Annotated in this window: 30 protein-coding genes, 1 tRNA gene and 1 pseudogene; 27 read left to right on the forward strand and 5 right to left on the reverse strand. The window is 41.7% G+C overall.

All coding sequences use genetic code 11. From position 1 onward, the window contains the following. Positions 1-146 precede the first annotated feature (146 nt). The 12 genes and pseudogenes from Q5C82_RS10300 to Q5C82_RS10355 all read left to right on the forward strand — a co-directional run bounded on the left by Q5C82_RS10300 (position 147) and on the right by Q5C82_RS10355 (position 10,415). Complete coding sequence (locus Q5C82_RS10300; RefSeq protein ID WP_003226274.1) at positions 147-617, forward strand: hypothetical protein; 471 nt, start codon at positions 147-149, stop codon at positions 615-617. Then, on the forward strand, positions 614-1,693 hold the full coding sequence (locus Q5C82_RS10305) for a glycosyltransferase family 4 protein (RefSeq protein ID WP_003226275.1): 1,080 nt from the start codon (positions 614-616) through the stop codon (positions 1,691-1,693). Before Q5C82_RS10300 ends, Q5C82_RS10305 begins: the two co-directional genes overlap by 4 nt. Before the next feature lie 83 nt (positions 1,694-1,776). Beyond that, positions 1,777-1,926 (forward strand): 50S ribosomal protein L33, encoded by a 150-nt coding sequence (rpmG, locus tag Q5C82_RS10310; RefSeq protein WP_003153056.1) that lies wholly within the window; start codon positions 1,777-1,779, stop codon positions 1,924-1,926. An 85-nt stretch (positions 1,927-2,011) separates the two neighbouring features. Further along, positions 2,012-2,575 (forward strand): 5-formyltetrahydrofolate cyclo-ligase, encoded by a 564-nt coding sequence (locus Q5C82_RS10315; protein WP_003226277.1) that lies wholly within the window; start codon positions 2,012-2,014, stop codon positions 2,573-2,575. Positions 2,576-2,641: 66 nt separating this feature from the next. Continuing rightward, the gene (locus Q5C82_RS10320; RefSeq protein ID WP_003226278.1) at positions 2,642-2,815 is read left to right on the forward strand and encodes a hypothetical protein; all 174 of its coding nucleotides are present in this window, start codon (positions 2,642-2,644) and stop codon (positions 2,813-2,815) included. Between the two features lie 88 nt (positions 2,816-2,903). Next, positions 2,904-4,424 carry a rhomboid protease YqgP gene (yqgP, locus tag Q5C82_RS10325; RefSeq protein ID WP_003226279.1) on the forward strand — a complete coding sequence of 507 codons (1,521 nt, stop codon included), beginning with the start codon at positions 2,904-2,906 and terminating at the stop codon, positions 4,422-4,424. Positions 4,425-4,539: 115 nt separating this feature from the next. Next, positions 4,540-4,756 (forward strand): annotated as a pseudogene (locus Q5C82_RS10330) (YqgQ family protein). A gap of 10 nt (positions 4,757-4,766) precedes the next feature. Continuing rightward, positions 4,767-5,732, forward strand: a complete 966-nt coding sequence (gene glcK / locus Q5C82_RS10335; protein WP_003226285.1) for a glucose kinase GlcK — start codon at positions 4,767-4,769, stop codon at positions 5,730-5,732. Between the two features lie 115 nt (positions 5,733-5,847). Then, positions 5,848-7,761, forward strand: a complete 1,914-nt coding sequence (locus Q5C82_RS10340; RefSeq protein WP_003226288.1) for an LTA synthase family protein — start codon at positions 5,848-5,850, stop codon at positions 7,759-7,761. An 82-nt stretch (positions 7,762-7,843) separates the two neighbouring features. Further along, entirely contained in the window at positions 7,844-8,971 is a 1,128-nt protein-coding gene (locus Q5C82_RS10345) for a M14 family metallocarboxypeptidase (protein ID WP_079996624.1), read from the forward strand. 71 nt (positions 8,972-9,042) lie between these two features. Then, the gene (locus tag Q5C82_RS10350; protein WP_003226292.1) at positions 9,043-10,098 is read left to right on the forward strand and encodes a hypothetical protein; all 1,056 of its coding nucleotides are present in this window, start codon (positions 9,043-9,045) and stop codon (positions 10,096-10,098) included. A 2-nt stretch (positions 10,099-10,100) separates the two neighbouring features. Further along, positions 10,101-10,415: an MTH1187 family thiamine-binding protein gene (locus Q5C82_RS10355; RefSeq protein ID WP_003226294.1), complete on the forward strand. Its 315-nt coding sequence runs from the start codon at positions 10,101-10,103 to the stop codon at positions 10,413-10,415. 31 nt (positions 10,416-10,446) lie between these two features. Here Q5C82_RS10355 and Q5C82_RS10360 read toward each other — a convergent pair whose 3' ends face one another. Beyond that, positions 10,447-10,620, reverse strand: coding sequence for a DUF2759 domain-containing protein (locus Q5C82_RS10360; RefSeq protein ID WP_003226295.1), 174 nt, complete (start codon positions 10,618-10,620; stop codon positions 10,447-10,449). A gap of 157 nt (positions 10,621-10,777) precedes the next feature. Between Q5C82_RS10360 and Q5C82_RS10365 the strand changes: the two genes are divergently transcribed. Beyond that, entirely contained in the window at positions 10,778-11,413 is a 636-nt protein-coding gene (locus Q5C82_RS10365; RefSeq protein ID WP_003226297.1) for an MBL fold metallo-hydrolase, read from the forward strand. A gap of 39 nt (positions 11,414-11,452) precedes the next feature. Here the strand turns inward: Q5C82_RS10365 and Q5C82_RS10370 are convergent, their stop codons facing one another. Further along, positions 11,453-11,698, reverse strand: coding sequence for a DUF2626 domain-containing protein (locus Q5C82_RS10370; protein WP_003226300.1), 246 nt, complete (start codon positions 11,696-11,698; stop codon positions 11,453-11,455). Positions 11,699-11,930: 232 nt separating this feature from the next. Between Q5C82_RS10370 and mgsR the strand changes: the two genes are divergently transcribed. After that, the gene (gene mgsR / locus Q5C82_RS10375) at positions 11,931-12,308 is read left to right on the forward strand and encodes a transcriptional regulator MgsR (protein WP_003226302.1); all 378 of its coding nucleotides are present in this window, start codon (positions 11,931-11,933) and stop codon (positions 12,306-12,308) included. Positions 12,309-12,374: 66 nt separating this feature from the next. On the opposite strand, the gene Q5C82_RS10380 is transcribed toward mgsR, so the two are convergent. After that, positions 12,375-12,445 (reverse strand) — tRNA-Gln (locus Q5C82_RS10380). Between the two features lie 88 nt (positions 12,446-12,533). Between Q5C82_RS10380 and Q5C82_RS10385 the strand changes: the two genes are divergently transcribed. Continuing rightward, positions 12,534-13,373: an STAS domain-containing protein gene (locus Q5C82_RS10385; protein ID WP_003226304.1), complete on the forward strand. Its 840-nt coding sequence runs from the start codon at positions 12,534-12,536 to the stop codon at positions 13,371-13,373. Between the two features lie 51 nt (positions 13,374-13,424). Here Q5C82_RS10385 and Q5C82_RS10390 read toward each other — a convergent pair whose 3' ends face one another. Next, the gene (locus Q5C82_RS10390; protein ID WP_044428668.1) at positions 13,425-14,753 is read right to left on the reverse strand and encodes a hemolysin family protein; all 1,329 of its coding nucleotides are present in this window, start codon (positions 14,751-14,753) and stop codon (positions 13,425-13,427) included. Between the two features lie 143 nt (positions 14,754-14,896). On the opposite strand from Q5C82_RS10390, the gene Q5C82_RS10395 reads away from it, so the two are divergent. From Q5C82_RS10395 to Q5C82_RS10440, 10 genes are all read left to right on the forward strand, one after another. Next, positions 14,897-15,850, forward strand: a complete 954-nt coding sequence (locus Q5C82_RS10395; protein WP_003226308.1) for a magnesium transporter CorA family protein — start codon at positions 14,897-14,899, stop codon at positions 15,848-15,850. 62 nt (positions 15,851-15,912) lie between these two features. Then, positions 15,913-16,323 carry a CBS domain-containing protein gene (locus Q5C82_RS10400; protein ID WP_032727412.1) on the forward strand — a complete coding sequence of 137 codons (411 nt, stop codon included), beginning with the start codon at positions 15,913-15,915 and terminating at the stop codon, positions 16,321-16,323. Positions 16,324-16,535: 212 nt separating this feature from the next. Beyond that, positions 16,536-17,606: a competence protein ComGA gene (gene comGA, locus Q5C82_RS10405; protein WP_003226312.1), complete on the forward strand. Its 1,071-nt coding sequence runs from the start codon at positions 16,536-16,538 to the stop codon at positions 17,604-17,606. Further along, the gene (gene comGB / locus Q5C82_RS10410) at positions 17,593-18,630 is read left to right on the forward strand and encodes a competence type IV pilus assembly protein ComGB (protein ID WP_003226315.1); all 1,038 of its coding nucleotides are present in this window, start codon (positions 17,593-17,595) and stop codon (positions 18,628-18,630) included. The genes comGA and comGB overlap by 14 nt, the downstream gene beginning before the upstream one ends. 13 nt (positions 18,631-18,643) lie before the next feature. Then, positions 18,644-18,940 (forward strand): comG operon protein ComGC, encoded by a 297-nt coding sequence (gene comGC / locus Q5C82_RS10415; protein ID WP_003226319.1) that lies wholly within the window; start codon positions 18,644-18,646, stop codon positions 18,938-18,940. After that, entirely contained in the window at positions 18,930-19,361 is a 432-nt protein-coding gene (comGD, locus tag Q5C82_RS10420; RefSeq protein WP_003226321.1) for a competence type IV pilus minor pilin ComGD, read from the forward strand. Before comGC ends, comGD begins: the two co-directional genes overlap by 11 nt. Next, a complete protein-coding gene (gene comGE, locus Q5C82_RS10425) occupies positions 19,345-19,692 on the forward strand; it encodes a competence type IV pilus minor pilin ComGE (RefSeq protein WP_003226323.1) in 348 nt (115 codons plus the stop codon). The genes comGD and comGE overlap by 17 nt, the downstream gene beginning before the upstream one ends. 25 nt (positions 19,693-19,717) lie before the next feature. Further along, the gene (gene comGF, locus Q5C82_RS10430) at positions 19,718-20,101 is read left to right on the forward strand and encodes a competence type IV pilus minor pilin ComGF (protein ID WP_032727308.1); all 384 of its coding nucleotides are present in this window, start codon (positions 19,718-19,720) and stop codon (positions 20,099-20,101) included. Then, positions 20,102-20,476 carry a competence type IV pilus minor pilin ComGG gene (comGG, locus tag Q5C82_RS10435; protein WP_003226328.1) on the forward strand — a complete coding sequence of 125 codons (375 nt, stop codon included), beginning with the start codon at positions 20,102-20,104 and terminating at the stop codon, positions 20,474-20,476. 71 nt (positions 20,477-20,547) lie between these two features. After that, the gene (locus Q5C82_RS10440) at positions 20,548-20,727 is read left to right on the forward strand and encodes a YqzE family protein (protein ID WP_003226330.1); all 180 of its coding nucleotides are present in this window, start codon (positions 20,548-20,550) and stop codon (positions 20,725-20,727) included. 41 nt (positions 20,728-20,768) lie between these two features. Here the strand turns inward: Q5C82_RS10440 and Q5C82_RS10445 are convergent, their stop codons facing one another. Next, positions 20,769-21,095 (reverse strand): YqzG/YhdC family protein, encoded by a 327-nt coding sequence (locus Q5C82_RS10445; protein ID WP_079996407.1) that lies wholly within the window; start codon positions 21,093-21,095, stop codon positions 20,769-20,771. A 268-nt stretch (positions 21,096-21,363) separates the two neighbouring features. Here Q5C82_RS10445 and tapA point away from each other — a divergent pair, with 268 nt between their 5' ends. Together tapA and sipW are read left to right on the forward strand one after the other, a co-directional pair. Continuing rightward, complete coding sequence (tapA, locus tag Q5C82_RS10450) at positions 21,364-22,125, forward strand: amyloid fiber anchoring/assembly protein TapA (protein ID WP_003226335.1); 762 nt, start codon at positions 21,364-21,366, stop codon at positions 22,123-22,125. Then, positions 22,109-22,681 carry a signal peptidase I SipW gene (gene sipW, locus Q5C82_RS10455; protein WP_003226338.1) on the forward strand — a complete coding sequence of 191 codons (573 nt, stop codon included), beginning with the start codon at positions 22,109-22,111 and terminating at the stop codon, positions 22,679-22,681. Before tapA ends, sipW begins: the two co-directional genes overlap by 17 nt. Positions 22,682-22,722: the final 41 nt, after the last annotated feature.

Here is a 22,722-nt window from a genome sequence, read left to right on the forward strand (position 1 = left end):
TTTTTTATACCATAAAACCAATGGATTCTAAAGGAATTCGCGAAAAAAACGAGATTTTGTCGAGAAATCTTTCTTTGCTTCGGCTCAATGTAATGGTTTAATAGGAACACTGAGTGAACGATAGGAAAGGAGAATGTTTGAAGTCCATGGATAAATACCCATTTCCCTATAATATACGACATAAGCTTTCTTTTTTTAGGGACACATTCGACATGATCATTCAAAACGCTCACACCCTGACTGTGCGATGGGAAATATCGGAAGAAACAATGCGGTTGGCTGAAGCGGTACTTTTTGAAAAACCGCAGGATATGATAAAAGAATTGCGCATTGTCATCAAAAGAAAAGGCATCGAAGCTGTCAGGACAAAGCGCACATCGTATCATAAAGGGGAATGGACAATTGGACAGGCGGCTGGTGATGCTGTATACCGGGCTGAATATAGAATTGTTAACTCAATGAATGTCTCTCTCAAGCTTGCTGGTACAAAGGGCATCTATCTTGCGGAAAATGGGATTAGTGATATAAACAGCTTTCAGTCTGAGGACGCGCACATCAGGTGGGAGAAGCAATTTTCTGCCTACACGTGTTATGGGAGAGGAGAAAAAGAACGATGAACGTTCTCATGCTTTCACTCGAACATCCCCATGAGCCGAAAAGCGGGCTCGGTGTCCATTTAAACCGTCTCATTTCCTATTTAAAACTGCATATCAACGTTACGGTTTGTACTCCAAGCAGGCGGATGTTTTCATATGCGCAGTTTGAAGATTTTATAGCTGATGCCAACTTTACAATGGTTCAGCATGTATTATCCTGCAATAAACGCTTTGATCTGATTCATGCCCATGACGACATGACAGCCCCCGCTGCTCATGATTTGAAACAACGGCTTGGCCTTCCGCTTGCTGCGACAATCCACGGACTTGAAAGTGAAAGGAAGAAGGCTTGCCAAGAAGCACCGCATCCATACAGACTTCAGACCGAACGGCTCCTTTTAGAATCCGCTGATGAACTGATTGTATTAAGCACTTTTATGAAACGGGCTCTTGATAAGGCAGCACGGAAAAAAATAACCGTGATCCCGAGTCCTGCATCTCTAGAAGAAGAGAAAGGGCAAATTCCACGGAGTATGAATAAAAGGTTCCTATTTTCATTTGGTAGGTTTGTTCCGGAAAAAGGGTTTTCTCAGCTGTTAAAGGTATTTGCTATCTTGAGGCAGCGCCAGCCAGATCTGCATTTAGTGATGGCTGGGGAAGGGCCGTCTGTGTCCTCCTATGAGAAATTGGCTGCAGCATTGAACCTGAAGGAACATGTCATGTTCCTGCCGTTTCTGCATAGAAGGGATCTCAGAGCATTTCTGTCTCGCTGTGAAATGGCTGTTTTCCCTAGTTTTTATGAACCGTTTGGGCTTGCCGCGCAGGAAAGCATGGAACAAGGTGTGCTGACTGCAGTTTCTCAGTCGGGCGGCTTTTGTGACTATGCCTTTCATGACAAAACAGCAATCGCCGTTGATTTTACGCACGCACAGGAAGCGGCTGATCTGCTGGACAGGTTTTTAAAAGACCGGGAAAAAGCCCGCCGGATAAAAGAAGCCGGCAAACAACAGGTGATCAAACTCCACGATCCCAGGCTCATTACGGCATCATATTTACAGCTTTATGAGCGTATCATCAATAATTCAGCAATTCATTGAAAAACAGCCTAGCATTCCGTCCATTATAGTGGTATTATATATAAGTCTGAATAAGTAAATGATTTTAGTTTGGAGGGAAAATAATGCGCGTTAATATTACTTTGGCTTGCACTGAATGTGGTGAGCGTAACTATATTTCTAAAAAGAACAAACGCAACAATCCAGACCGCGTTGAATTTAAAAAATATTGCCCACGTGATAAAAAATCTACGTTACACCGTGAAACAAAATAACAGCCTAGCTGTTTGAGGTGTGAGAAAAAAGCCAGAGCTTTGAAAAAGGTTCTGGCTTTTTTTCTATTCCGAGGGGGGATGAGAGATGAAATCACAATTAAGAAAAAAGACGATAGAGGCACTATATGCTGTATCAAGTGAAGAACTTATTCAAAAAACAGCACGTATGTACAAGCATTTGTTTTCACTGCCGGAGTGGCAAAATGCCAGCACCATTGCCATCACCATCTCCAGAGGGCAGGAAATACCGACGCGTCCAGTCATTGAGCAGGCTTGGAAAGAAGGAAAACAAGTTTGTATTCCAAAATGCGACCCTGGTACGAAGAAAATGCAATTCCGCACATACCAGACCGATGATCAGCTCGAAACCGTTTACGCCGGACTTCTTGAGCCGATGATTGAAAAAACAAAAGCAGTGAAACCATCACAAATTGACTTGATAATCGTTCCAGGTGTTTGTTTCGATACTGACGGGTTTAGGATCGGCTTTGGCGGCGGCTATTATGACCGTTTTTTAAGCGATTATAAAGGGAAGACAATCTCTTTGCTTTTGGAGTGCCAGTTGTTTGCGCACGTTCCCCGTCAGCCGCATGACATCCCGGTACATAAGCTGATAACAGAGGATCAGATCATTTCTTGTTTTTCATAACTTTCCTGCTCCTTATTCAAGAATAAATAAAAAAGAATGACAAACCCTATTGGCAGGAGGGATATAATGAAAAAAATTATGATTTATGCCATTTTCGCTGTTTCTGCCGTCATGTTTTATCAAAATCGCTATCGTCTTATGAATACCGTACTCAGCCAGCCGGGCATTAGGCGGTCTTTTATCCATTTCTTTTTAAGAATTCCGTTTATCCGTAATAAGTTTATACAGCAAGCTTTCTAAAATCCCGTGATAAACGGGATTTTTTGCTTTCAGTAGGCGTTCAGAGCGCCAGCTGTTATAATGAGAAAAAACCATTGGAGCGGTAAACATGTATTTGCTGGAGTATACATATTGGAAAATCGCGGCGCACCTAGTGAAAAGTGGGTATGGCGTCATACAAGCCGGTGAGTCAGATGAAATATGGCTGGAAGCACCGGACAAGTCCTCTCATGATCTGGTTCGCCTTTATAAGCATGACCTTGATTTCCGTCAAGAAATAGAAAGAGATATCGAAGAGCAGGCTGAGCGGGTAGAACGAGTCAGAAAGCAACTTGGCAGACGCAAGATGAAGCTGCTGAATGTATTTTTTTCAGCGGAAGCCCCTGTTGATGACTGGGAAGAAATTGCCGAAAAGCCTTTTGAGAACGGAACTGTGTCAGTTGAGCCGGCGATCGTGAGGGGAACGATGCTTTGTGATGATCTTCAAGCTGTTTTTCCATCATTTCCTGCAGAAGAATGCACAGAAGCCCGTAATTCGTTTGAAGACGTGCAAATGGCGAGAGAACGCTTCCTTTCGCTCGTACTGAAACAAGAAGAACAGAGAAAAAATGCAGCGGCGGTGTTTCAAAACGGAAAACCAATCTTTACATATTTATTCATCGCGTTTCAGGTCTTAATGTTTTTCTTGCTTGAAATAAACGGGGGCAGCACAAATACGGAGACGCTGGTCGCTTTTGGAGCAAAGGAAAACAGTCTGATTGCAGCCGGAGAATGGTGGCGGCTTCTGACTCCGATTGTGCTTCATATCGGCATAGCGCATTTAGCGTTTAATACGCTTGCTTTATGGTCGGTTGGTACAGCGGTTGAACGGATGTACGGATCGGGCAGATTTCTGCTGATTTATTTGGCGGCTGGCATTACAGGTTCAATCGCGAGCTTTGTGTTCAGTCCGTACCCTTCAGCGGGCGCTTCAGGAGCCATATTCGGATGCTTAGGCGCATTGCTGTATATAGCTTTGTCAAATCGGAAAATGTTTTTAAGAACTATTGGAACCAATATTATTGTCATCATTATCATCAACCTTGGCTTTGGTTTTGCGGTTTCGAATATAGACAATTCGGGACATATTGGCGGCTTGATTGGCGGCTTTTTCGCTGCTGCCGCACTCGGATTGCCTAAAGCCGGAGCCTGGGGAAAAAGAGTGTTGTCAGTGGTTTTGCTGATTGTTTTGGCGGCCGGGTTTCTATACTATGGATTGCATTCGCCTTCCCGCCAGGAGTCAGCGCTGATTCAGCAGGCAAGCGAGCTGTATCGGGAAGGAAAATATGAAGAAGTAACGGAATTGCTCAACGGAGAAGCGGAGCGAAAAGATGCCTCAGTCGATCTATTGAAAATTCTGGCTGTTTCAGATATTCATATCGGCGAATATGATCAGGCGGCTTCCCTTTTGGAAAGGGCAGTGAAAAAAGACCCTAAAGACCATGCATCGTATTATTATTTGGCCTTGTTGTATGCGGAAAAAAATGAGCTTGGTCAAGCAGAAACGGCTATCAAGTCGGCTGTAAAATTGAAGCCGAAGGAGCAGCGCTACAAAGAGCTGCAGCAGCGAATTGAAAACAATAAAGAATGATAAGGAAGGGAAATGCCAAGGAAGGAGGCTGGCTTTTTTGTCAGCGTTTTCTTCTTGACTGGCCGCTTCCATATGAATACGCTTATGATAGTTAAGATCAAGAATGGTGAGGAAAATGAATACATTTTATGATGTGCAGCAGCTTTTAAAAACGTTTGGCCACATTATTTACTTTGGTGACAGAGAACTTGAAATTGAGTTTATGCTAGATGAATTAAAAGAATTATACATGAATCACATGATCGAGAAGGAGCAGTGGGCCAAAGCGGCAGCGGTTCTTCGAAAAGAATTGGAACAAACAAAAAAACGGAAGAGATTTATGTAAAGGCTAAGGTGATAAAAATGGATGAAATATGGTTTGCGGGCATTGATCTGGGAGGAACGACAATTAAACTCGCTTTTATTAATCAATATGGTGAAATTCAGCATAAGTGGGAAGTTCCAACTGATAAAAGCGGCGACACTATTACCGTTACAATTGCAAAAACAATCGACAGTAAGCTGGATGAGCTGCAAAAACCAAAGCATATCATCAAATACATCGGAATGGGCGCACCAGGCCCTGTAGATATGGCGGCAGGAGTCGTTTATGAAACGGTAAATCTGGGGTGGAAAAACTATGCTTTAAAGAACCATCTCGAGACAGAAACCGGAATCCCGGCTGTTATAGAAAACGACGCGAATATTGCTGCGCTCGGGGAAATGTGGAAGGGAGCGGGTGATGGCGCGAAAGACGTCATTCTCGTAACGCTTGGCACAGGAGTTGGCGGCGGCATCATTGTAAATGGTGAAATTGTACATGGCATAAATGGCGCCGGCGGGGAAATCGGCCATATTTGCAGCATTCCTGAAGGCGGGGCGCCTTGCAACTGCGGCAAAACGGGCTGTATCGAAACGATTGCGTCGGCAACCGGAATTGTAAGAATTGCAAAAGAGAAAATTGCAAATGCTAAGCAGACGACACGTTTAAAAGCAACTGAACAATTGTCAGCGCGGGATGTATTTGAAGCGGCGGGTAAAAATGACGAAATTGCCCTTGAAGTGGTTGATTATGTGGCCAAGCATCTTGGTTTGGTGCTGGGAAATTTGGCAAGCTCGCTTAATCCGTCAAAAATCGTTCTTGGCGGCGGCGTATCGAGAGCCGGAGAACTGCTGAGATCCAAAGTCGAGAAAACATTCCGCAAATGTGCGTTTCCGAGGGCAGCCGAAGCGGCTGATATTTCAATTGCAGCACTTGGAAATGATGCTGGCGTTATCGGCGGCGCTTGGATCGCTAAAAATGAATGGCTGAAACATCAAAATTGTTAAAATTGTGTAAATGAAATTGATTTTTTGTTATGTTCAGGTTAAGATTTAATTTGATGTGTTAATGAGAATGTTAGGAATAGACTGATTTTTTGAGCGTGCTGCATAGGAGGTTGAAATGCGAAAAACGTTTTTTTCGAAGATTTCGTTTATGCTGATTGCCATTTTATTGATGTGGCTGAAAACGTATGCTGTTTACAAAACCAGTTTTCATATTAAAATCGACAATCTAACGCAGGAATTTATTTTGTTTATCAACCCATTGAGCTTTTTGCTGCTCATCTTTGGCTTCAGCCTGTTTTTAAAAGGCAAAAACAGAAATCGCTACATTATCGCGATGAGCTGTCTTGTCACGTTTGTATTGCTGGCTAATATGGTTTTTTACCGTTTTTACAATGATTTCTTAACGATCCCTGTCCTTTTTCAAACGAGCAATATGGGTGATCTCGGAAGCAGCATCGGAACACTTCTTGAGCCGACAGACCTTCTATTGGCTGTAGATATTGCGGTTTTATTATGGCTTCACATCCGGCAAAAAGCTTTTCAATCGGACATTCCTTCCACGAAAAATGAACGGGCGGCATATTTTCTGTTTGTTGCTTCTGTTTATTTCTTCAATTTAGGCCTGTCTGAAGCGGAAAGACCTCAGCTATTGACACGCTCATTTGACAGGGAAATGCTGGTGAAAAACATCAGCCTGTTTAATTTTCATATTTACGACGGTGTTCTTCAGTCAAAACAGTCCGCACAGAGGGCCTTGGCTGACAGCAACAGCCTGACGGAAATTGAAAACTACGTAACCGCTAATGCGAAAGATGCCAACAAAAGCTTATTCGGCGCTGCAAAAGGAAGAAATGTCATTCTCGTCTCCTTAGAGTCGACGCAAAGCTTTGTGATTAATGAAAAACTGAATGGTGAAGAAATTACGCCTTTTCTGAATGATTTTATAAAACAGAGCTACAACTTCAATAATGTTTACCACCAAACTGGCCAGGGGAAAACATCGGATTCAGAATTCATCGTTGATAATTCACTGTATCCGCTTGGACGAGGTGCCGTGTTTTTTACAAATGCGGGCAATCAATACATGGCCGCACCTGAGATTTTGAAAAACAGCGGTTATTATTCAGCGGTGCTTCACGCTAATAATAAAAGCTTTTGGAATCGTGATTTAATGTACGACTCATTTGGATATGATTCGTTTTTTGATATTAACTCATATGACGTAACTGACAAAAATTCTGTCGGCTGGGGACTGAAGGATAAAGAATTTTTTGAGCAGTCTTCAGAGCTGATGAAAAATCTGCCTCAGCCGTTTTACTCGAGGCTGATCACACTGACGAACCACTTCCCGTTTGATCTTGATGAAGAGGATCAATTGATTGATGAATATGATTCAAGCAGCCAGACGCTAAATAAATATTTCCCGACAGTGCGCTATCAGGATGAGGCGCTGAAACGGTTTATCGAAAAGCTGAAAGAAGACGGGTTATACGACAACTCTATTATCGTATTATACGGTGACCATTATGGGATATCAGAAAACCATAATGAAGCAATGGGGCAATTTTTAGGGAAAGAGATTACACCGTTTGAAGAAGTACAGCTCCAAAAAGTCCCGCTTGTCATTCATATTCCCGGTATTACCGATAAAAAGCCGCAAACCATTGAAACAGTAGGCGGGCAGATTGATATCAGGCCGACGCTGATGAATCTTTTAGGAATTGATACGAAAGATCACATTCAATTCGGAAACGATCTGCTTTCAGATGAAAAACTGGACTTTACGGTACTGCGGGACGGGAGCTTTATTACGGATCAGGTTGTTTATACAGATGGTGCTTGTTATGACAAAGAGACCGGAAAGCAGCTAAAAGAGGCAAAACAATGTGAAGCATTTGCTGATAAAGCGAAACAGGAGCTATCACTATCTGATGAAATCATTTATGGGGATTTGTTACGATTTTATGATCAGAAAAGGCTAAATTCGCCAAAACGAAAAGAAGAACAAATGCTTGATCAGGCATCGTAATCACAATGTCTCCCGCATCAAAGTGGCGGGAGGCTTTCTTTTTTTTTATACGCTGTCATATAGTAAAGAAAAAAGGAGGATGATGATGGCGTTTATTACGGTGAAACCTGAGATCAAGCACATTTTGGCCAGAGTGGCGAGAGAGCTGAAGATAGACGAGGAATTGCTTAGAAGTTCAAATCGATCCGCACAGAAACATCAATTGTATTGTCCTGGTTATGTTATAGAAGAGTATAACGATAAAGAGCTTCAAACCATTCAGGACATAAAGAGCTTTTTACAGCCTCGGCAGCTGGGCCTTTCTGATAACTGGGTGGAGCAAGAAAAAATCTATGATGCGTCAGCTGTTGAAAAGGAAATAAAGAAGATCATTGATGTGTTTCCGTTTGTCTCATGCCGTGAAATCGGACGTTCTGTACTCGGCAGGCCAATCTGGGAGCTGAAAACTGGCGGGGAGCATGCCGCAAAAAAGGTCCATATGAACGCCTCTTTTCATGCGAATGAGTGGATCACAACGTCTGTCCTGCTGAAATGGTTTAAGGAATACTGTATATCATTATGCTGCAACTCGCCTTTTTTCGGCTTTTCTCCCATGAAGCTGTTCAGCAGTACATCCTTGTCTCTCGTACCTCTTGTTAATCCGGATGGCGTTGATCTTGTCTTGAACGGATCAGGAGGCATGGGAGCCAGGAAAGATAAGCTTGAAAGACTAAATGATCATCGTCCGAATTTTAATGAATGGAAGGCAAACATAAACGGGGTTGATTTAAATAAACAATTTCCGTCGCTATGGGAAATTGAAAAATACCGCAAACCGACAGCACCCAGCTACCGCGATTTTCCGGGAACCTCTCCGCTTACGGAGCCGGAATCCATCGCGATGTACCGGCTGATAACGGAGAATCCGCCTGACAGACTGCTGGCTCTCCATACTCAGGGTGAAGAAATTTATTGGGGCTATAAAGGCCTTGAGCCTGAAGAATCTGCTGCTGTCATAAAGGATTTTGAGAAATTAAGCGGGAACATTTATAAAGGAATACGGGATATAGACAGCTATGCGGGATTTCGTGATTGGTTTATTCACCATTATTTTAAAGAAGGGTATACGGTGGAACTTGGAAAAGGCCAAAATCCTTTGCCGTTTCAGCAGTTTTCACATATTTATAACGCCACAAACGGCATTTTGTGGAGGGCGTTATTTTTTGCATGAGTAACTGAAATTTTTTCTTTTTTCTGCCGAAGTAAATATGAGACAATAAAGATGATCGGAGGGGAAGGCTGATGAGATCAGTTTGTTTCATTCTGCTGTCGGCATTGCTGTTTAGTTTATCGGCATGCGAACCATCTCATCAGCAGCAAAAACAGGCATCAGCGGCAAAAGATGAGGAAAAAGACATCATACCGCTTTCCGCGGAAAAAACGGACGGAGCGGAAGGATGGCTTAATAACAGCACAATTTTATATACCGCGTCTGATCCGACGAAAACAGAGCTTTTTGCGTACCGCATCTTTACCGGCAAAGCGAAAAAGCTCTATCAAACGGATGGTCAAATCGTTGATGTTCAAATCAATCCGAGGGAGCAGATGATTCTGCTGCAAATCACTCACAGCCAAAAGACAGCAGTGGTTTTGCTTAATGCAAAAGGAGAGACGCTTTACCAAAAAGATTACGAAACGTATGAGCTCGAGGCTGCTTGGAATCAATATGATCCTTATCAAATGATGGTCACGGTATTCACTGAAAACTGGGATTTCCGTACATATCAGGTGGATGCTAAAAAAGACGAGTCTTCCTTAAGTCCGGTTCAGGTTCCGTTTATTCATTGGACATCCAAAAACACATTTGATTATGTAAAAGAAGGAAGAGACGATAAGTCAGGGACTTTGTATACGTTCGATACAGCCTCCAAAGCGGAACAGAAGCTCGAGGATGACGTTCTCTTCTGTGATTCTTTCCATCAAATGAGTTTTACTGTCAAACCAGCTTCCGGGGAAAAAGGGACGTATCAGTTTAAAACGCTGCAAACAAAATCGCCAGTTACTGCGGAATGGCCGCTCCAAATGAAATATACAAGTTTGGCCCCGATGGAGTATGACTATGATGAAGCAAAAGGCCTGTTTTATACGTTTAAAGAAAGCGGCGATGCATATAAGCTCGCAGCTGTCAATGTGACATCGGGAAAGGCAAAAGATCTTTTCTCGCTGCCGGAAATGGAGCCGATTCAAATATCTCCGAACGGGAAATATGCATTATACGGATTTCATTTTGAACAGATTATTTTATTGAAATCACATGAAATGAAGCAACTCATCATTGATCAAAAGGAGATGGAATAACGATGGCTATCGCAGATGTAACCATTATCCCAATTGGTACGGAAACACCTAGTGTAAGTGCTTACGTGGCCGATGTGCAAAAGATTTTAGAAGAGTATAAAGCTGAAGGGAAAATCAAATATCAGCTGACACCGATGAATACGCTGATCGAGGGAGAACTCAGTGACCTTTTCACAGTCATTCAGGCCATCCACGAATCGCCGTTTCAAAAAGGGCTGCACAGAGTGGCAACGAATATCCGCATCGATGACAGGCGTGACAAAAAAACGACGCTTGAAAGCAAAATAGAAAGTGTCAATAAACATTTACAGCAATAAAAATAAACCTGTATCCGATCGGATACAGGTTTTAATGTGCAGTTGGATAGCCGCTGTTTATCACGGTCATCACGGTAAACCAGCCAAAGACAAATAAGGTGGCTCCGGCTAATAAAAATCCAAGTATATTTCTATTTTTAACAGAACGCAAGACTCCCCATAAAGCGAAAAGAGTGACAAGGCCGAAAATCACGACAAGTAACATTACGCAGCCCCCTTTTACATTGAAAAACCTGCAATTCTTTCCATTTTTATTCTACCTGTTTTTTATAAGTTTGTCGATAGCGTTTTCATTGCGATTGATTGAATCTTTTTTCAAAAACCCTCATAATAGGAACATAAAAAAGAAAGAGGTGATATAAGTGAAATGGAGACGAATGCCAGTAGGGCCGATTCAAGCGAACGCATATTTTCTCATCAATGATGATCAATGCCTGATTTTTGATCCGGGCGGCGAAGGAAATAAAATCAATCAATACATAAAAGAAAAAGGGCTGACGCCTTTAGCCATTTTGCTGACACATGCCCATTTTGACCATATAGGGGCACTTGATGAAGTGAGAGAAAAATGGGATATTCCTGTTTACCTGCATCAGAATGAAAAGAATTGGCTTACGGATGCCTCTTTAAATGGCTCCGGCATGCTGCGAGGGATAGAAGTCACAGCTAAGCCTGCAGATCATCTGATTGAAGGAGACGGTGAGTTGAATATCGGACCGTTTCATTTAGAAACATTATTTACGCCGGGACATTCGCCAGGCAGTGTTTCTTACTACGTGAAGGATGCAGACTTGGTGATCTCCGGTGATGTCCTGTTTCAAGGCGGCATAGGGCGTACTGATTTAATAGGCGGCGATCAAGAGACGCTGCTGACGTCCATTCATGAAAAACTGCTAACGCTGCCGGAGCACACGCTGGTGTTAAGCGGCCATGGCCCTGAAACAGACGTGCAGACAGAGCAGGATCAAAATCCGTTTTTAAATGGGTTTTCATTGTAAAAAAAGAGACAAACCGATAAGGTTTGTCTCTTTTTGCATTTAATGGCCTCCGCCGCCGGGCACCATAATAAAAATCGAGTAATATGTAAAGCCGGCGAAGAAAATGGTTAAATAAGCGCCAAAAATATAAATATACATGCGTTCAGTTAAGTTCAAATACGATAGAAATACAAATAAGATCGTCTGTCCAAAAAATAAAAGGGAAGCATCTTTCATATCACCTAAATAAAACATGACTGCAAAAATTCCCGTCCAAAATCCTAACACCCGGAACATGCGATTCATTTTTATCCCCTCCCGAGAGTCCCTCTGACTGTTATTATAATAGATCACACCTATAAATGTAAACATTTTCATTATTGATATACAAAAGGAATTTGTTCCTTTGATTGTGTTTTCTATTATATGAATGATTTTTTAAAAATAATCCGAAAAAAAGTTCTGTAAATGGTTTAAATGAAAAATGATCCGGGTAGTTATTCTACAAAGAGATGGTTAACTGAGGAGGAAAATACGAATGGAACAATTAATTTTTTACTCATATCCAAGCTGCACGTCATGCCGAAAAACAAAACATTGGCTTAAAGCGCATCAAATTGAATTTAACGAACGGCACTTATTCAGAGAAACCCCGACAGTGGAAGAATTAAGGTACATTTTATCATTAACGACAGAAGGAATTGATGAAATTTTAGCGACAAGAAGCCAGACCTTCAAAAATTTAAATCTAAACATCGAAGAGATGACGGTAAATGAGGTGCTGGAACTTTTAATCGAGAAGCCGAAGCTTTTGCGACGTCCGATTCTTGTGGACAACAAAAAGCTGGTGATTGGTTATAATCCGGGAGAACTGTTGAAGTTATCGAAGAAGAAAACAGTTCATCAATCTGCATGATGAAAAACCGAAGATCCGCTGATTTATACGAATCAGCTTATCTTCGGTTTTTCACCTGTTCAGAAACTGGGCTAGCTGGATTCGAACCAACGATCACGGAGTCAAAGTCCATTGCCTTACCGCTTGGCTATAGCCCATTGAATGTAAACATAGTATGTGTAGAGGCAGACGGGTTATACATACGAAGCATATTTTTTTCAAAAAAACAGGAGGTAGCACATTAAAATGATAGCTCTTGATCAGCATGTAACAGAGCACAAAGAAGATATCATGAAACAATGGCTGGAAACTTGCACGTCAAAAGGAAGCTGGCTGCATACCGCTAGAGATCAGCAAAAATTAGAACAAAAGTTAAAAGACCAGAACGAATCATTAGTGACCATCGTGGCGAAATCCCTTAGAAAAGTAGAAGACGTAAAGGATGAGCTCAATCGATGGTCTCTTCAATGCGCGAGAGACCGTGCCGTTCATGAAGTGACTGTAACAGAAAGTGTTGGGCAGTTTAACGCCTTCAGGCACATCATGTTTGAATGGATTCAGAAATTCAGCGAAGCCTCTTCTCAAGAAATCAGCATCCAGGACATTTGTGAGTGGAGCCAGATTTTGAATCAAACCATTGATGAGATCATCGAAGTGTTTACTGAAGAATATTACCAAGTCACTATGATACAATTAAACGCGCAAAAAGAGATGATTAATGAATTGAGTGCGCCGATTATGCCGATATCTGAGGGGATAGGGATTCTTCCGCTTGTCGGTGAAATTGATACGTACAGAGCGAGGACAATTTTGGAGTCGGTGCTACAGCAGTGCTCAGCGTTAAAGCTCTCGTATTTATTTTTAGATATTTCGGGCGTTCCCATCGTCGATACAATGGTGGCCTATCAAATTTTTAAAGTGATTGACAGCACCAAGCTGCTCGGCATTGAGACGATTATTTCAGGAATTCGACCTGAAATTGCCCAAACTGTGGTGAAGCTGGGGCTAGATTTTTCGAATGTGAAAACCGAGCAAAGTCTTGCTAAAGCCCTGGCCAATAAAGGATTTAAGATAAAAGAGTGTTGATGCCATTGCCATGTTCCTTTGGGGAAAAGCAGCTGAACAGCCTCCCTGGGGCTATTCAGCTTTTTTTACTTCTATAAATAAAATATGATGACTGTCGATGTCTTTTACCTTAAAAGAGTAGCCATCATATTCAATGACACTTTCAGGCTTGGCGTCTATGTTTTGTGTGAGAAACCAGCCGCCCAAGGTGTCCACTTCTGCGTCTGACAGATCTGTTCCAAGAAGGTTGTTTACATCGCTGATTAATAATTTTGCATTTAATAAGTAGTGTTCCTTTCCGAGTTCGCGGATATGAGGCACTTCATCGGCATCAAATTCATCACGAATTTCTCCTACAATTTCTTCAATAATATCTTCGGCAGTGACCAAACCGGAAGTCCCGCCATATTCATCAATGAGGATTGCCATATGAGTGCGTTCCTTTTGCATTTTCAGCAGTAATTTATAAACAGGAATTGTCTCAATAACATGGATAACAGGCTGAATGAAAGGTTCAATTTGCTGTTTTTTAAGTGAAAAATCTTTCGACAGCATTGAAAACAGCACTTCTTTCATATTGATTACGCCAATGACATTATCTTTATCCTCTCTGACAACTGGATACCGTGTATATTTTGTTTGCTTCACTGTTTCCTGCAGATTTGGAATGGAGTCCTCATCAAGTGACAAACTGACCATTTCATTTCGCGGCACCATGATTTCCTTTGCCATTCGTTTATCAAAGGTGAAGATATTATTCATGTATTTTAATTCGCTTTTTCTGATTTCACCGCTTTTATAGCTTTCAGCCAAAAGAACCCGCAGCTCTTCCTCCGTATACGCCAGTTCATGTTCTGATGCCGGCTTCAGTCCAAACGCCCCTGTAATCAACCGGGCAGAGTGGTTCAGCAGCCAAATGAATGGAAACATGATCTTATAAAACCAAATAAGCGGTTTGGCGAGCATCAATGTAATGCTTTCTGCTTTTTGAATGGCGAAACTCTTTGGCGCCAGCTCCCCGATGACGACGTTTAAATATGTTACCGTCAAAAAGGCGATGACAAGTGAAAGTAGGTGGGTCAGCGATTCATTTAAGCCTGCTTTATGAAAAAGCGGCCGAAGCAGAGTTTGCACAGTCGGTTCCCCAAGCCAGCCCAGTCCTAAAGCTGCGACTGTGATACCCAGCTGACAGGCTGATAAATATTCATCAAGGTGAGTGATGACATGCTTTGCCGCTTTAGCACCTTTCTTTCCTTTTGCGACAAGCTGATCAATTCTGGATCGCCGCACTTTTACGATTGAAAATTCTACGGCAACAAAAAATCCTGTTAACAAAATAAGAATAGCGACTGCTAGTAAATTGATAAATTCCAAAACAACTGCCTTCTCCAAGGAAGGCATGCACCTCCCTTTTTCGATGTCTTTCTACATTCCATACCACAGGAAATTGCTCACAAAACATGCGTTGGAGCGGCTGACTGGTTTAGTAATGCCTTTCTTGGGCAATTAAAGAATAAAAGAACAAAAGTTTGGAGGAGCTTGACATGAAGGCACATACGGGAAAGGATTGGTTTTGGTACCAAATGGGGCCTCAGGAGAGAGATAAGGCAAGAGATCTGATCCATTTTTCTCACTGGCCTCAATGTGAAAAGTGGTTTGAAAATAACCATCATATTAATTTTTTGCGCGTAGACACGACTGAAATGGAAAATGAAGCGGTATTTGGCTCGATTGTATATGATCAGGGGCTGGATAAGGAAAAAGACCATACCGTTTTTCACTTTTATATAACCAGGCAATATTTTTTCACAATTAACTTTGATTTTTCGATTTTGAAGGGGATTAAGGGAAAACAAGTTATCCGGCAAATGGAAAGAGCGGATAGTACCATGGAGGGATTTTTGATCCTTCTCGGCGAGTTAATGAATGCGTATCTAATCGGTTTAGATGAATTTGAAGTAAAGCTGAGAAAGCTCAGATGGCAAATCAAAGACGATAATAGCAAAAGCATTTTAAACCGTGTCCATCTTCTGCACCATGAGCTGATGGTCTGGAAAAACTTAATCCTAAGCACTAAAAAAATTGAAATGGCATTAAAAGAAACCTTTTTGCCCCAAAATGAAGGTAAAAAGGTTTATCAGCGGATACAACTCAAAATTGACAGGGGGTTTACATACATCAGTGAATTTGAAGGGGAGCTTAATAGTCTGTTGCATTCAGAGGAAGTCATTACCTCTCACAGGGGAAATGAAATATTCAAAGCGCTGACCATTTTCACGACGCTTTTTACGCCGGTTACAGCACTCGGTGCCCTCTGGGGGATGAACTTTTCAGTGATGCCTGAGCTGAATTGGAAATACGGATATCTCTTTTCTCTCTTATTGATTCTCACTTCGACGGTTCTGATCTACCTATATTTGAAGAAGAAAGGCTGGACGGGAGATATGCTGCAGGAGCGGAAGAAGAAAAAGAAAACCCGAAAAAGGCGGACACTGTAGGATGTTTCATTTTTTGTGCAGCGGATAAAGAGTAAATAGAACACGGTAAAGGAGGAATGGAAATAAAAATAAGAGACATCATGACACATAATGTAGAATGCTGTGAACCAACCGCTTCAATCACGGAACTAGCCAAAAAGATGAGAGACTCTAATGTCGGTTCTATTCCAATCTGTGAAAATGGCACACTTCAGGGAATTGTTTCTGATCGGGATATTGTGACGAGATGCTTAGCTGAAAATCAGATGGATGCAAAAGCAAGTGACATCATGAGCGCCGACATCGTATCCGGCCATCCTGATATGTCTGCTGAAGAAGCGGGGCAACTAATGGCAGAACACCAAATCCGCCGTTTACCGATTCTTGAAAACGAACGAATTGCCGGTATTGTGGCATTAGGCGATCTTTCCATTGAGAAGGATACTGATGAAAAAGCCGGAGAAGCATTAAGTGAAATTTCTAAATCAGCATAATGAAAGATGGGGTGAAACAGGCATGATGATCATCATGCCTGCTTTTTTATTGAGAAAATAGCGAAATCAAGAGGTACATTCAGTTAAAACAATCTTTTCTGTCAGCAGGAATTGATTTTTCTACATATAAGATCTCCGGAAATCACTTTTCCACGGTTTGATTACAGGTCCTTCTTTTTCTACAATACGCATTGAAAGGAGAGGGAAACAAATTGGATTCAATAGAAAAGATAAGCAAAACCTTGATTGAAGAGGCATATATAACAAAGGCTTCTGACATTCACATTGTACCGAGGGAGCGGGACGCCATCATTCATTTTCGGGTTGATCATGCCTTGCTGAAAAAAAGGCACATGAAAAAAGAAGAGTGCGTAAGGCTGATTTCACATTTTAAATTTCTCTCAGCGATGGACATAGGGGAAAGGAGGAAGCCGCAAAATGGTTCGCTTACATTAAAGCTAGAGGAGGGAAATGTTCATTTAAGAATGTCAACGCTCCCCACAATTAATGAAGAAAGCCTTGTGATCAGAGTGATGCCTCAATATAATATCCCTTCGATTGATAAGCTGTCATTATTTCCGAAGACAGGAGCCACTTTACTCTCATTTTTAAAACATTCCCACGGCATGCTCATTTTTACCGGGCCGACTGGTTCAGGGAAGACCACCACATTATACTCTCTTGTTCAATATGCAAAAAAACACTTTAATCGAAATATTGTCACACTGGAGGACCCTGTTGAAACAAGGGACGAGGATGTTCTTCAGGTGCAGGTGAATGAAAAAGCCGGTGTGACATATTCCGCAGGGCTGAAGGCTATTTTGCGCCATGACCCGGATATGATTATCTTAGGTGAGATCAGAGACGCCGAAACAGCTAAAATCGCGGTACGGGCAGCGATGACGGGGCATCTGGTGCTGACGAGCCTTCATACGAGAGATGCGAAGGGCGCGATTTACAGGCTGCTTGAATTCGGCATCAATATGAATGAAATCGAACAGACTGTCATTGCAATAGCGGCTCAGCGCTTGGTTGATTTGGCTTGCCCGTTTTGTGAAAACGGATGTTCATCAGTGTATTGCCGCCAGTTACGAAACACCAGGAGAGCAAGCGTTTATGAGCTCCTTTACGGAAAAAATCTTCAGCAATGTATTCAGGAGGCAAAAGGAAATCATGCAAATTACCAATATCAAACGCTACGTCACATTATCCGAAAAGGAATTGCACTCGGCTATTTGACGACAAACAACTATGACCGGTGGGTTTATCATGAAACAGATTAGAAAAACCTGGAAGTTAAAGGATCAAGCCCAGTTATTGAAGCGGCTCGGTGAAATGACGGAGGGCGGATATACGCTTCTGGATGGAATACGGCTGATGGAGCTTCAGATGAATAAGAGGCAGGTGGCTGACTTGGCTGACGCGATCACCCGTTTGAGGGAAGGGGCTCCGTTTTATCAAGTATTAAAGAGTTTGTCATTTCATAAGGAAGCCGTAGGTATTTGTTATTTTGCCGAGATACATGGTGAACTGCCTGCCTCCATGATCCAAAGCGGAGAGCTGCTGGAACGAAAAATTGCACAGGCAGACCAGCTGAAAAGGGTGCTGCGATATCCGCTTTTCCTCATCTTCACAGTCGCTGTCATGTTTTATATGTTACAGGCCGTCATCATTCCTCAGTTTTCCGGTATTTATCAATCGATGAATATGGAAACCACACGTTCAACTGATATGCTTTTTGCTTTTTTTCAGCATATTGACCTTGTAATCATATTATTGGCTCTTTTTGCAGCAGGTATCGGGCTTTATTATTGGCTTGTGTTTAAGAAAAAATCACCTGCCCGGCAAATGCTTATTTGGGTCAGAATTCCTTTGGTTGGAAATCTTGTCAGGCTGTTTAACAGCTACTTTTTTTCTTTGCAGCTAAGCAGCCTTTTACAATCAGGTCTCTCAATATATGACAGCCTTAACGCATTTAAACATCAAACGTTTCTCCCTTTTTACCGCTGTGAGGCTGAACAAGTGATTGAACGGCTAAAAGCTGGTGAATCAATTGAAACTGCTATTTGTGAAAGCCCTTATTATGAAACTGATTTTTCAAAAGTCATATCTCACGGACAGTTGAGCGGCCGCCTTGATCGGGAGCTTTTCACATACAGTCAGTTCATATTGCAGCGGCTGGAACACAAGGCGCAAAAATGGACAGGCATCCTTCAACCTATGATTTATGGATTTGTTGCAGCGATGATCTTAATTGTGTATTTATCTATGCTTTTGCCTATGTATCAGATGATGAATCAAATGTGAAAGGAAGAGGCTGATGAATGAGAAAGGATTTACACTTGTTGAAATGTTAATTGTGCTCTTTATTATTTCGATCTTGCTTTTAATTACGATACCGAACGTCACGAAACATAATCAAACCATTCAAAGAAAGGGCTGTGAAGGCCTGCAAAACATGATTAAGGCACAAATGACTGCATTTGAGCTTGACCATGAAGGACAGACACCGAGCTTGGCAGATTTACAATCAGAGGGCTATGTGAAAAAGGATGCAGTTTGTCCAAATGGGAAGCACATTATCATTACTGGCGGAGAAGTTAAGGTTGAACATTAAATTAAACGAGGAGGAGGGATTTGCCCTTTTAGAAAGCTTGCTCGTGTTAAGCCTCGCCTCTACCCTCCTGATTGCCGTGTTTACCACACTTCCTCCTGCTTATGACAACACAGCTGTCCGTCAGGTGGCATGGCAGCTGAAAAACGATATTTTGCTTGCACAGCAGACTGCAATTTCCAGTCATCAAAGAACAAAAATTCTCTTTCAGAGAAAAGAATATCAATTAGTTATGGGTGATACGGTAATTGAACGGCCGTATGCCAAAGGACTTTCTATAGAACCGCAGACATTAAAAGACCGTTTGGAATTTAATGAGAAAGGGCACCCGAATGCAGGCGGAACAATACGAGTAAAAGGACATGCCGCTTATGACATAACCATTTATTTAGGGAGCGGGAGAGTCAATGTGGAGAGAAAATAAAGGTTTTTCTACAATAGAAACAATGTCTGCGCTAAGCCTGTGGCTGTTTTTGCTGCTGACAGTCGTTCCTTTGTGGGACAAACTGATAGCTGATGAAAATATGGCGGAATCTCGAGAAATCGGGTACCAAATGATGAATGAAAACATTAGCAAATATATGATGACTGGTGAAGAAACTGAGGTGAAAATGATTACAAAGAACAATAATAACTATGCGCTAAAGTGGGAGGAGGAGGGGGAATATCAAAACGTATGCATATCAGCAGCAGCTTATAAAGAAAAACCATTTTGCCTCAGCATTCTGCGGACAGACTGGCTATACGCTTCTTAACGTATTATTTTCGCTTTCCGTCTTTTTGCTCATATCAGGATCGTTAGCTATGATCTTCCATTTGTTTTTGTCACGGCAGCAGGAATATGAGGGTTTCACACAGCAAGAATGGTTGATTTCGATGGAACAGATGATGAACGAATGCAAGCAGTCACACGCAGTCAAGACAGCCGAACATGGGAGCGTGTTGATCTGTACCAATCCTTCTGGGCAAGATATACGTTTTGAAATCTATCATTCCATGATAAGAAAAAGGGTAGATGGCAAAGGGCATGTTCCGATTCTAGATAATATTACAGCCATGAGAGCCGATATTGAAAATGGTGTTGTTTTACTGAAAATTAAGAGTGAGAACCAAAAAGTGTATCAAACTGCTTTTTCGGTTTATTCGTATTTAGGAGGAGGGTAAATGGACAGCACGAAAGGGTTTATTTATCCCGCTGTTCTTTTTGTGTCTGCGCTTGTGCTGCTGATCGTGAACTTTACTGCTGCTCAATATATTTCACGCTGCATGTTTGAAAAGGAAACAAAAGAGTTTTACACAGGAGAGAATTTGCTTCAGAATGGCGCGCTTCTGTCAATTCGGCATGTTCTTGAGCAGCGGAAAGGCCAAAAGGATTCACAGCAGTTTCCATATGGGCAGGTTTCTTATTACATTCACGATACATCGATAAAAGAGAAAAAAGAAATCAACCTAAAAGCGTTGACGGAATCGGGAACAGAAAGAACTGCACAGATCGTGTTTGATCAAAAACAGAAAAAACTGCTGAGCTGGACAGAATAAAGCAAAGAAAAGGGTATAAAAAAAGTCATGTGAGCCAACACTTCATAATAATTGAATGATGAGGTGATCACGTGAAAACGAATGATTATGTCAAATATATGACTCAGCAATTTGTCAAATATATAGATACTCCGAGAGATGAGCGAAAAGAACGAAAAGAGGTGCGGAAAGAAACAAAAACGCCCGCTTCACAACACTGGTTCGGTATTTTACCCTATGGTTTCAGGCTATGGCTGAAGCGGAAAAAATAACCGCAAATATAACGAATAAGGTCCTTCAAAAATGGAGGACCTTATTGATATTCTTCTAATATGGCAATTTTATTAACTTTTTGGCTATAGGGATCAAATGAAATCGTGACAAATACGCCGAATTCCTTTGATCCTTCCCTCAGAGTTAAATGGTATTGCTTCACTGCTTCATCTTTTCTTTTGCGGTCCCATACTTTTTGTTTGAACAGTACCTGTGCGAGCGGGTACCTTTTTTTTGCTTCTTTTACTGCAAGCTCTTCCCATTTGGACATCTGGCGGGCGGTCACAAGCGGTGCTTCTTCTGCGTGAGCGGCAGCGGTGCCGAAAACGAGAAGAGAAAGACAAATCACACATTGTTTGATCATCATGCTGTCACCCTTTCGTTGTTTATTATTACCAAACCATAATTGTCTATGCATTTAATTTTTCACATAAGAATCCCAAAAATTTCAAAAAACAAAAAGGTGAGCAATACTGAGCAAGACCTTGTAATATGATGAAAACATTCTCTTAAACGAACAAAATGGACGATTTTGGTGTTTTTCAATCGATTAAACGTTGATTATACTCTATTTGTGGGTTCTTTAAAAAGAACGATTGTCATATCAAGTGACAGTGTTTTACAGGAGGTAAGTTATGTTTCGATTGTTTCGCAATCGGCAAAAGACGAAGACAAAACTGAAAGTTCTGCTTATTTTTCAGCTTTCAGTCATTTTCAGTCTGACTGCCGCGATATGCTTACAATTTTCTGGGGATACAAGCGCTGCTTTTCATGATATTGAAACTTTTAATGTCTCGCTTCAAACGTGTACAGACTTTCAGCATACAGATAAAAACTGCGATTATGATAAACGCTGGGATCAAAGTGATTTGCACCTGTCAGATCAAACAGATACGAAAGGCAGTGTATGCCCACCTATTTCTCTGTTTGCTGAGCTTGAAAATACAGGCAAGGAACTTAGGAAATCAAAGTGGAAGTGGGAGCTTCATAAGCTGGAAAATGCCCGTAAACCGTTAAAGGATGGGAACGTGATCGAAAAAGGGTTCGTTTCCAAACAAATCGGCGATTCACTTTATAAAATTGAGACGAAGAAAAAAATGAAACCCGGCATTTATGCATTTAAAGTATATAAACCGGCCGGGTACCCTGCAGACGGCAGTACTTTTGAATGGTCGGAGCCTATGACGCTTGCAAAGTGCGATGAAAAACCAACAGTCCCGATAAAAGAAACGAAGCCGGCCGTCAAAAAGGAGAAGGAAACATCACAAAAGGATATACAAGAAAAATCAAATAAAGAAGATCCATCTCAAGAAACGGTAACAGAAGAAAAAGAAACTCAATCAGTTCAAAAGGAAAGCGGGGAAGAGGATGAAAAAAGCAATGAAGCTGATCAGTAATATTCTCTACGTGATCATCTTTACTCTCATTATTGTGCTGACACTTGTCGTGATTTCAACACGTTCATCCGGGGGAGAGCCGGCAGTGTTTGGATACACGCTGAAATCAGTTCTGTCAGGTTCGATGGAGCCGGAGTTCAATACAGGTTCTTTGATATTGGTCAAAGAAATCACTGATGTGAAGGAGCTCCAAAAGGGTGATGTCATTACATTTATGCAGGATGCAAATACGGCGGTCACTCACAGGATTGTTGACAAAACGAAGCAAGGAGACCATTTGTTATTTAAAACAAAAGGAGACAATAACGCAGCAGCTGATTCAGCGCTAGTATCGGACGAAAATGTCCGCGCGCAATATACAGGATTTCAGCTTCCATATGCCGGCTATATGCTTCATTTTGCCAGTCAGCCGATCGGAACTGCTGTTTTACTGATTGTTCCCGGCGTGATGCTGCTGGTGTACGCTTTTGTGACGATCAGCAGTGCCATTAGAGAAATTGAAAGAAAGACGAAAGCCTTGGAAACAGATACAAAGGACAGCACCATGTCCACTTAACATCAGTTGTAAACCTGGCAACAGGTTTCGATATAATATTA

The sequence above is a fragment of the uncultured Bacillus sp. genome, from assembly GCF_958411575.1.
GTDB classification, from domain to species: Bacteria; Bacillota; Bacilli; order Bacillales; family Bacillaceae; genus Bacillus; species Bacillus spizizenii.

Bases quoted from the DNA above. Each gene is read 5' to 3' on its own strand.
- Q5C82_RS10445 (WP_079996407.1), bottom strand. From the start codon at position 21,095: ATGATGATCAAACAATGTGTGATTTGTCTTTCTCTTCTCGTTTTCGGC.
- Q5C82_RS10305 (WP_003226275.1), top strand. From the start codon at position 614: ATGAACGTTCTCATGCTTTCACTCGAACATCCCCATGAGCCGAAAAGC.
- Q5C82_RS10300 (WP_003226274.1), top strand. From the start codon at position 147: ATGGATAAATACCCATTTCCCTATAATATACGACATAAGCTTTCTTTT.
- Q5C82_RS10320 (WP_003226278.1), top strand. From the start codon at position 2,642: ATGAAAAAAATTATGATTTATGCCATTTTCGCTGTTTCTGCCGTCATG.
- Q5C82_RS10345 (WP_079996624.1), top strand. From the start codon at position 7,844: ATGATGGCGTTTATTACGGTGAAACCTGAGATCAAGCACATTTTGGCC.
- Q5C82_RS10350 (WP_003226292.1), top strand. From the start codon at position 9,043: ATGAGATCAGTTTGTTTCATTCTGCTGTCGGCATTGCTGTTTAGTTTA.
- rpmG (WP_003153056.1), top strand. From the start codon at position 1,777: ATGCGCGTTAATATTACTTTGGCTTGCACTGAATGTGGTGAGCGTAAC.
- Q5C82_RS10315 (WP_003226277.1), top strand. From the start codon at position 2,012: ATGAAATCACAATTAAGAAAAAAGACGATAGAGGCACTATATGCTGTA.
- sipW (WP_003226338.1), top strand. From the start codon at position 22,109: ATGAAGCTGATCAGTAATATTCTCTACGTGATCATCTTTACTCTCATT.
- Q5C82_RS10385 (WP_003226304.1), top strand. From the start codon at position 12,534: ATGATAGCTCTTGATCAGCATGTAACAGAGCACAAAGAAGATATCATG.
- mgsR (WP_003226302.1), top strand. From the start codon at position 11,931: ATGGAACAATTAATTTTTTACTCATATCCAAGCTGCACGTCATGCCGA.
- Q5C82_RS10370 (WP_003226300.1), bottom strand. From the start codon at position 11,698: ATGAATCGCATGTTCCGGGTGTTAGGATTTTGGACGGGAATTTTTGCA.
- tapA (WP_003226335.1), top strand. From the start codon at position 21,364: ATGTTTCGATTGTTTCGCAATCGGCAAAAGACGAAGACAAAACTGAAA.
- glcK (WP_003226285.1), top strand. From the start codon at position 4,767: ATGGATGAAATATGGTTTGCGGGCATTGATCTGGGAGGAACGACAATT.
- Q5C82_RS10355 (WP_003226294.1), top strand. From the start codon at position 10,101: ATGGCTATCGCAGATGTAACCATTATCCCAATTGGTACGGAAACACCT.
- comGB (WP_003226315.1), top strand. From the start codon at position 17,593: ATGAAACAGATTAGAAAAACCTGGAAGTTAAAGGATCAAGCCCAGTTA.
- Q5C82_RS10340 (WP_003226288.1), top strand. From the start codon at position 5,848: ATGCGAAAAACGTTTTTTTCGAAGATTTCGTTTATGCTGATTGCCATT.
- comGG (WP_003226328.1), top strand. From the start codon at position 20,102: ATGGACAGCACGAAAGGGTTTATTTATCCCGCTGTTCTTTTTGTGTCT.
- comGE (WP_003226323.1), top strand. From the start codon at position 19,345: ATGTGGAGAGAAAATAAAGGTTTTTCTACAATAGAAACAATGTCTGCG.
- yqgP (WP_003226279.1), top strand. From the start codon at position 2,904: ATGTATTTGCTGGAGTATACATATTGGAAAATCGCGGCGCACCTAGTG.
- Q5C82_RS10395 (WP_003226308.1), top strand. From the start codon at position 14,897: ATGAAGGCACATACGGGAAAGGATTGGTTTTGGTACCAAATGGGGCCT.
- Q5C82_RS10360 (WP_003226295.1), bottom strand. From the start codon at position 10,620: ATGTTACTTGTCGTGATTTTCGGCCTTGTCACTCTTTTCGCTTTATGG.
- Q5C82_RS10390 (WP_044428668.1), bottom strand. From the start codon at position 14,753: ATGCCTTCCTTGGAGAAGGCAGTTGTTTTGGAATTTATCAATTTACTA.
- comGC (WP_003226319.1), top strand. From the start codon at position 18,644: ATGAATGAGAAAGGATTTACACTTGTTGAAATGTTAATTGTGCTCTTT.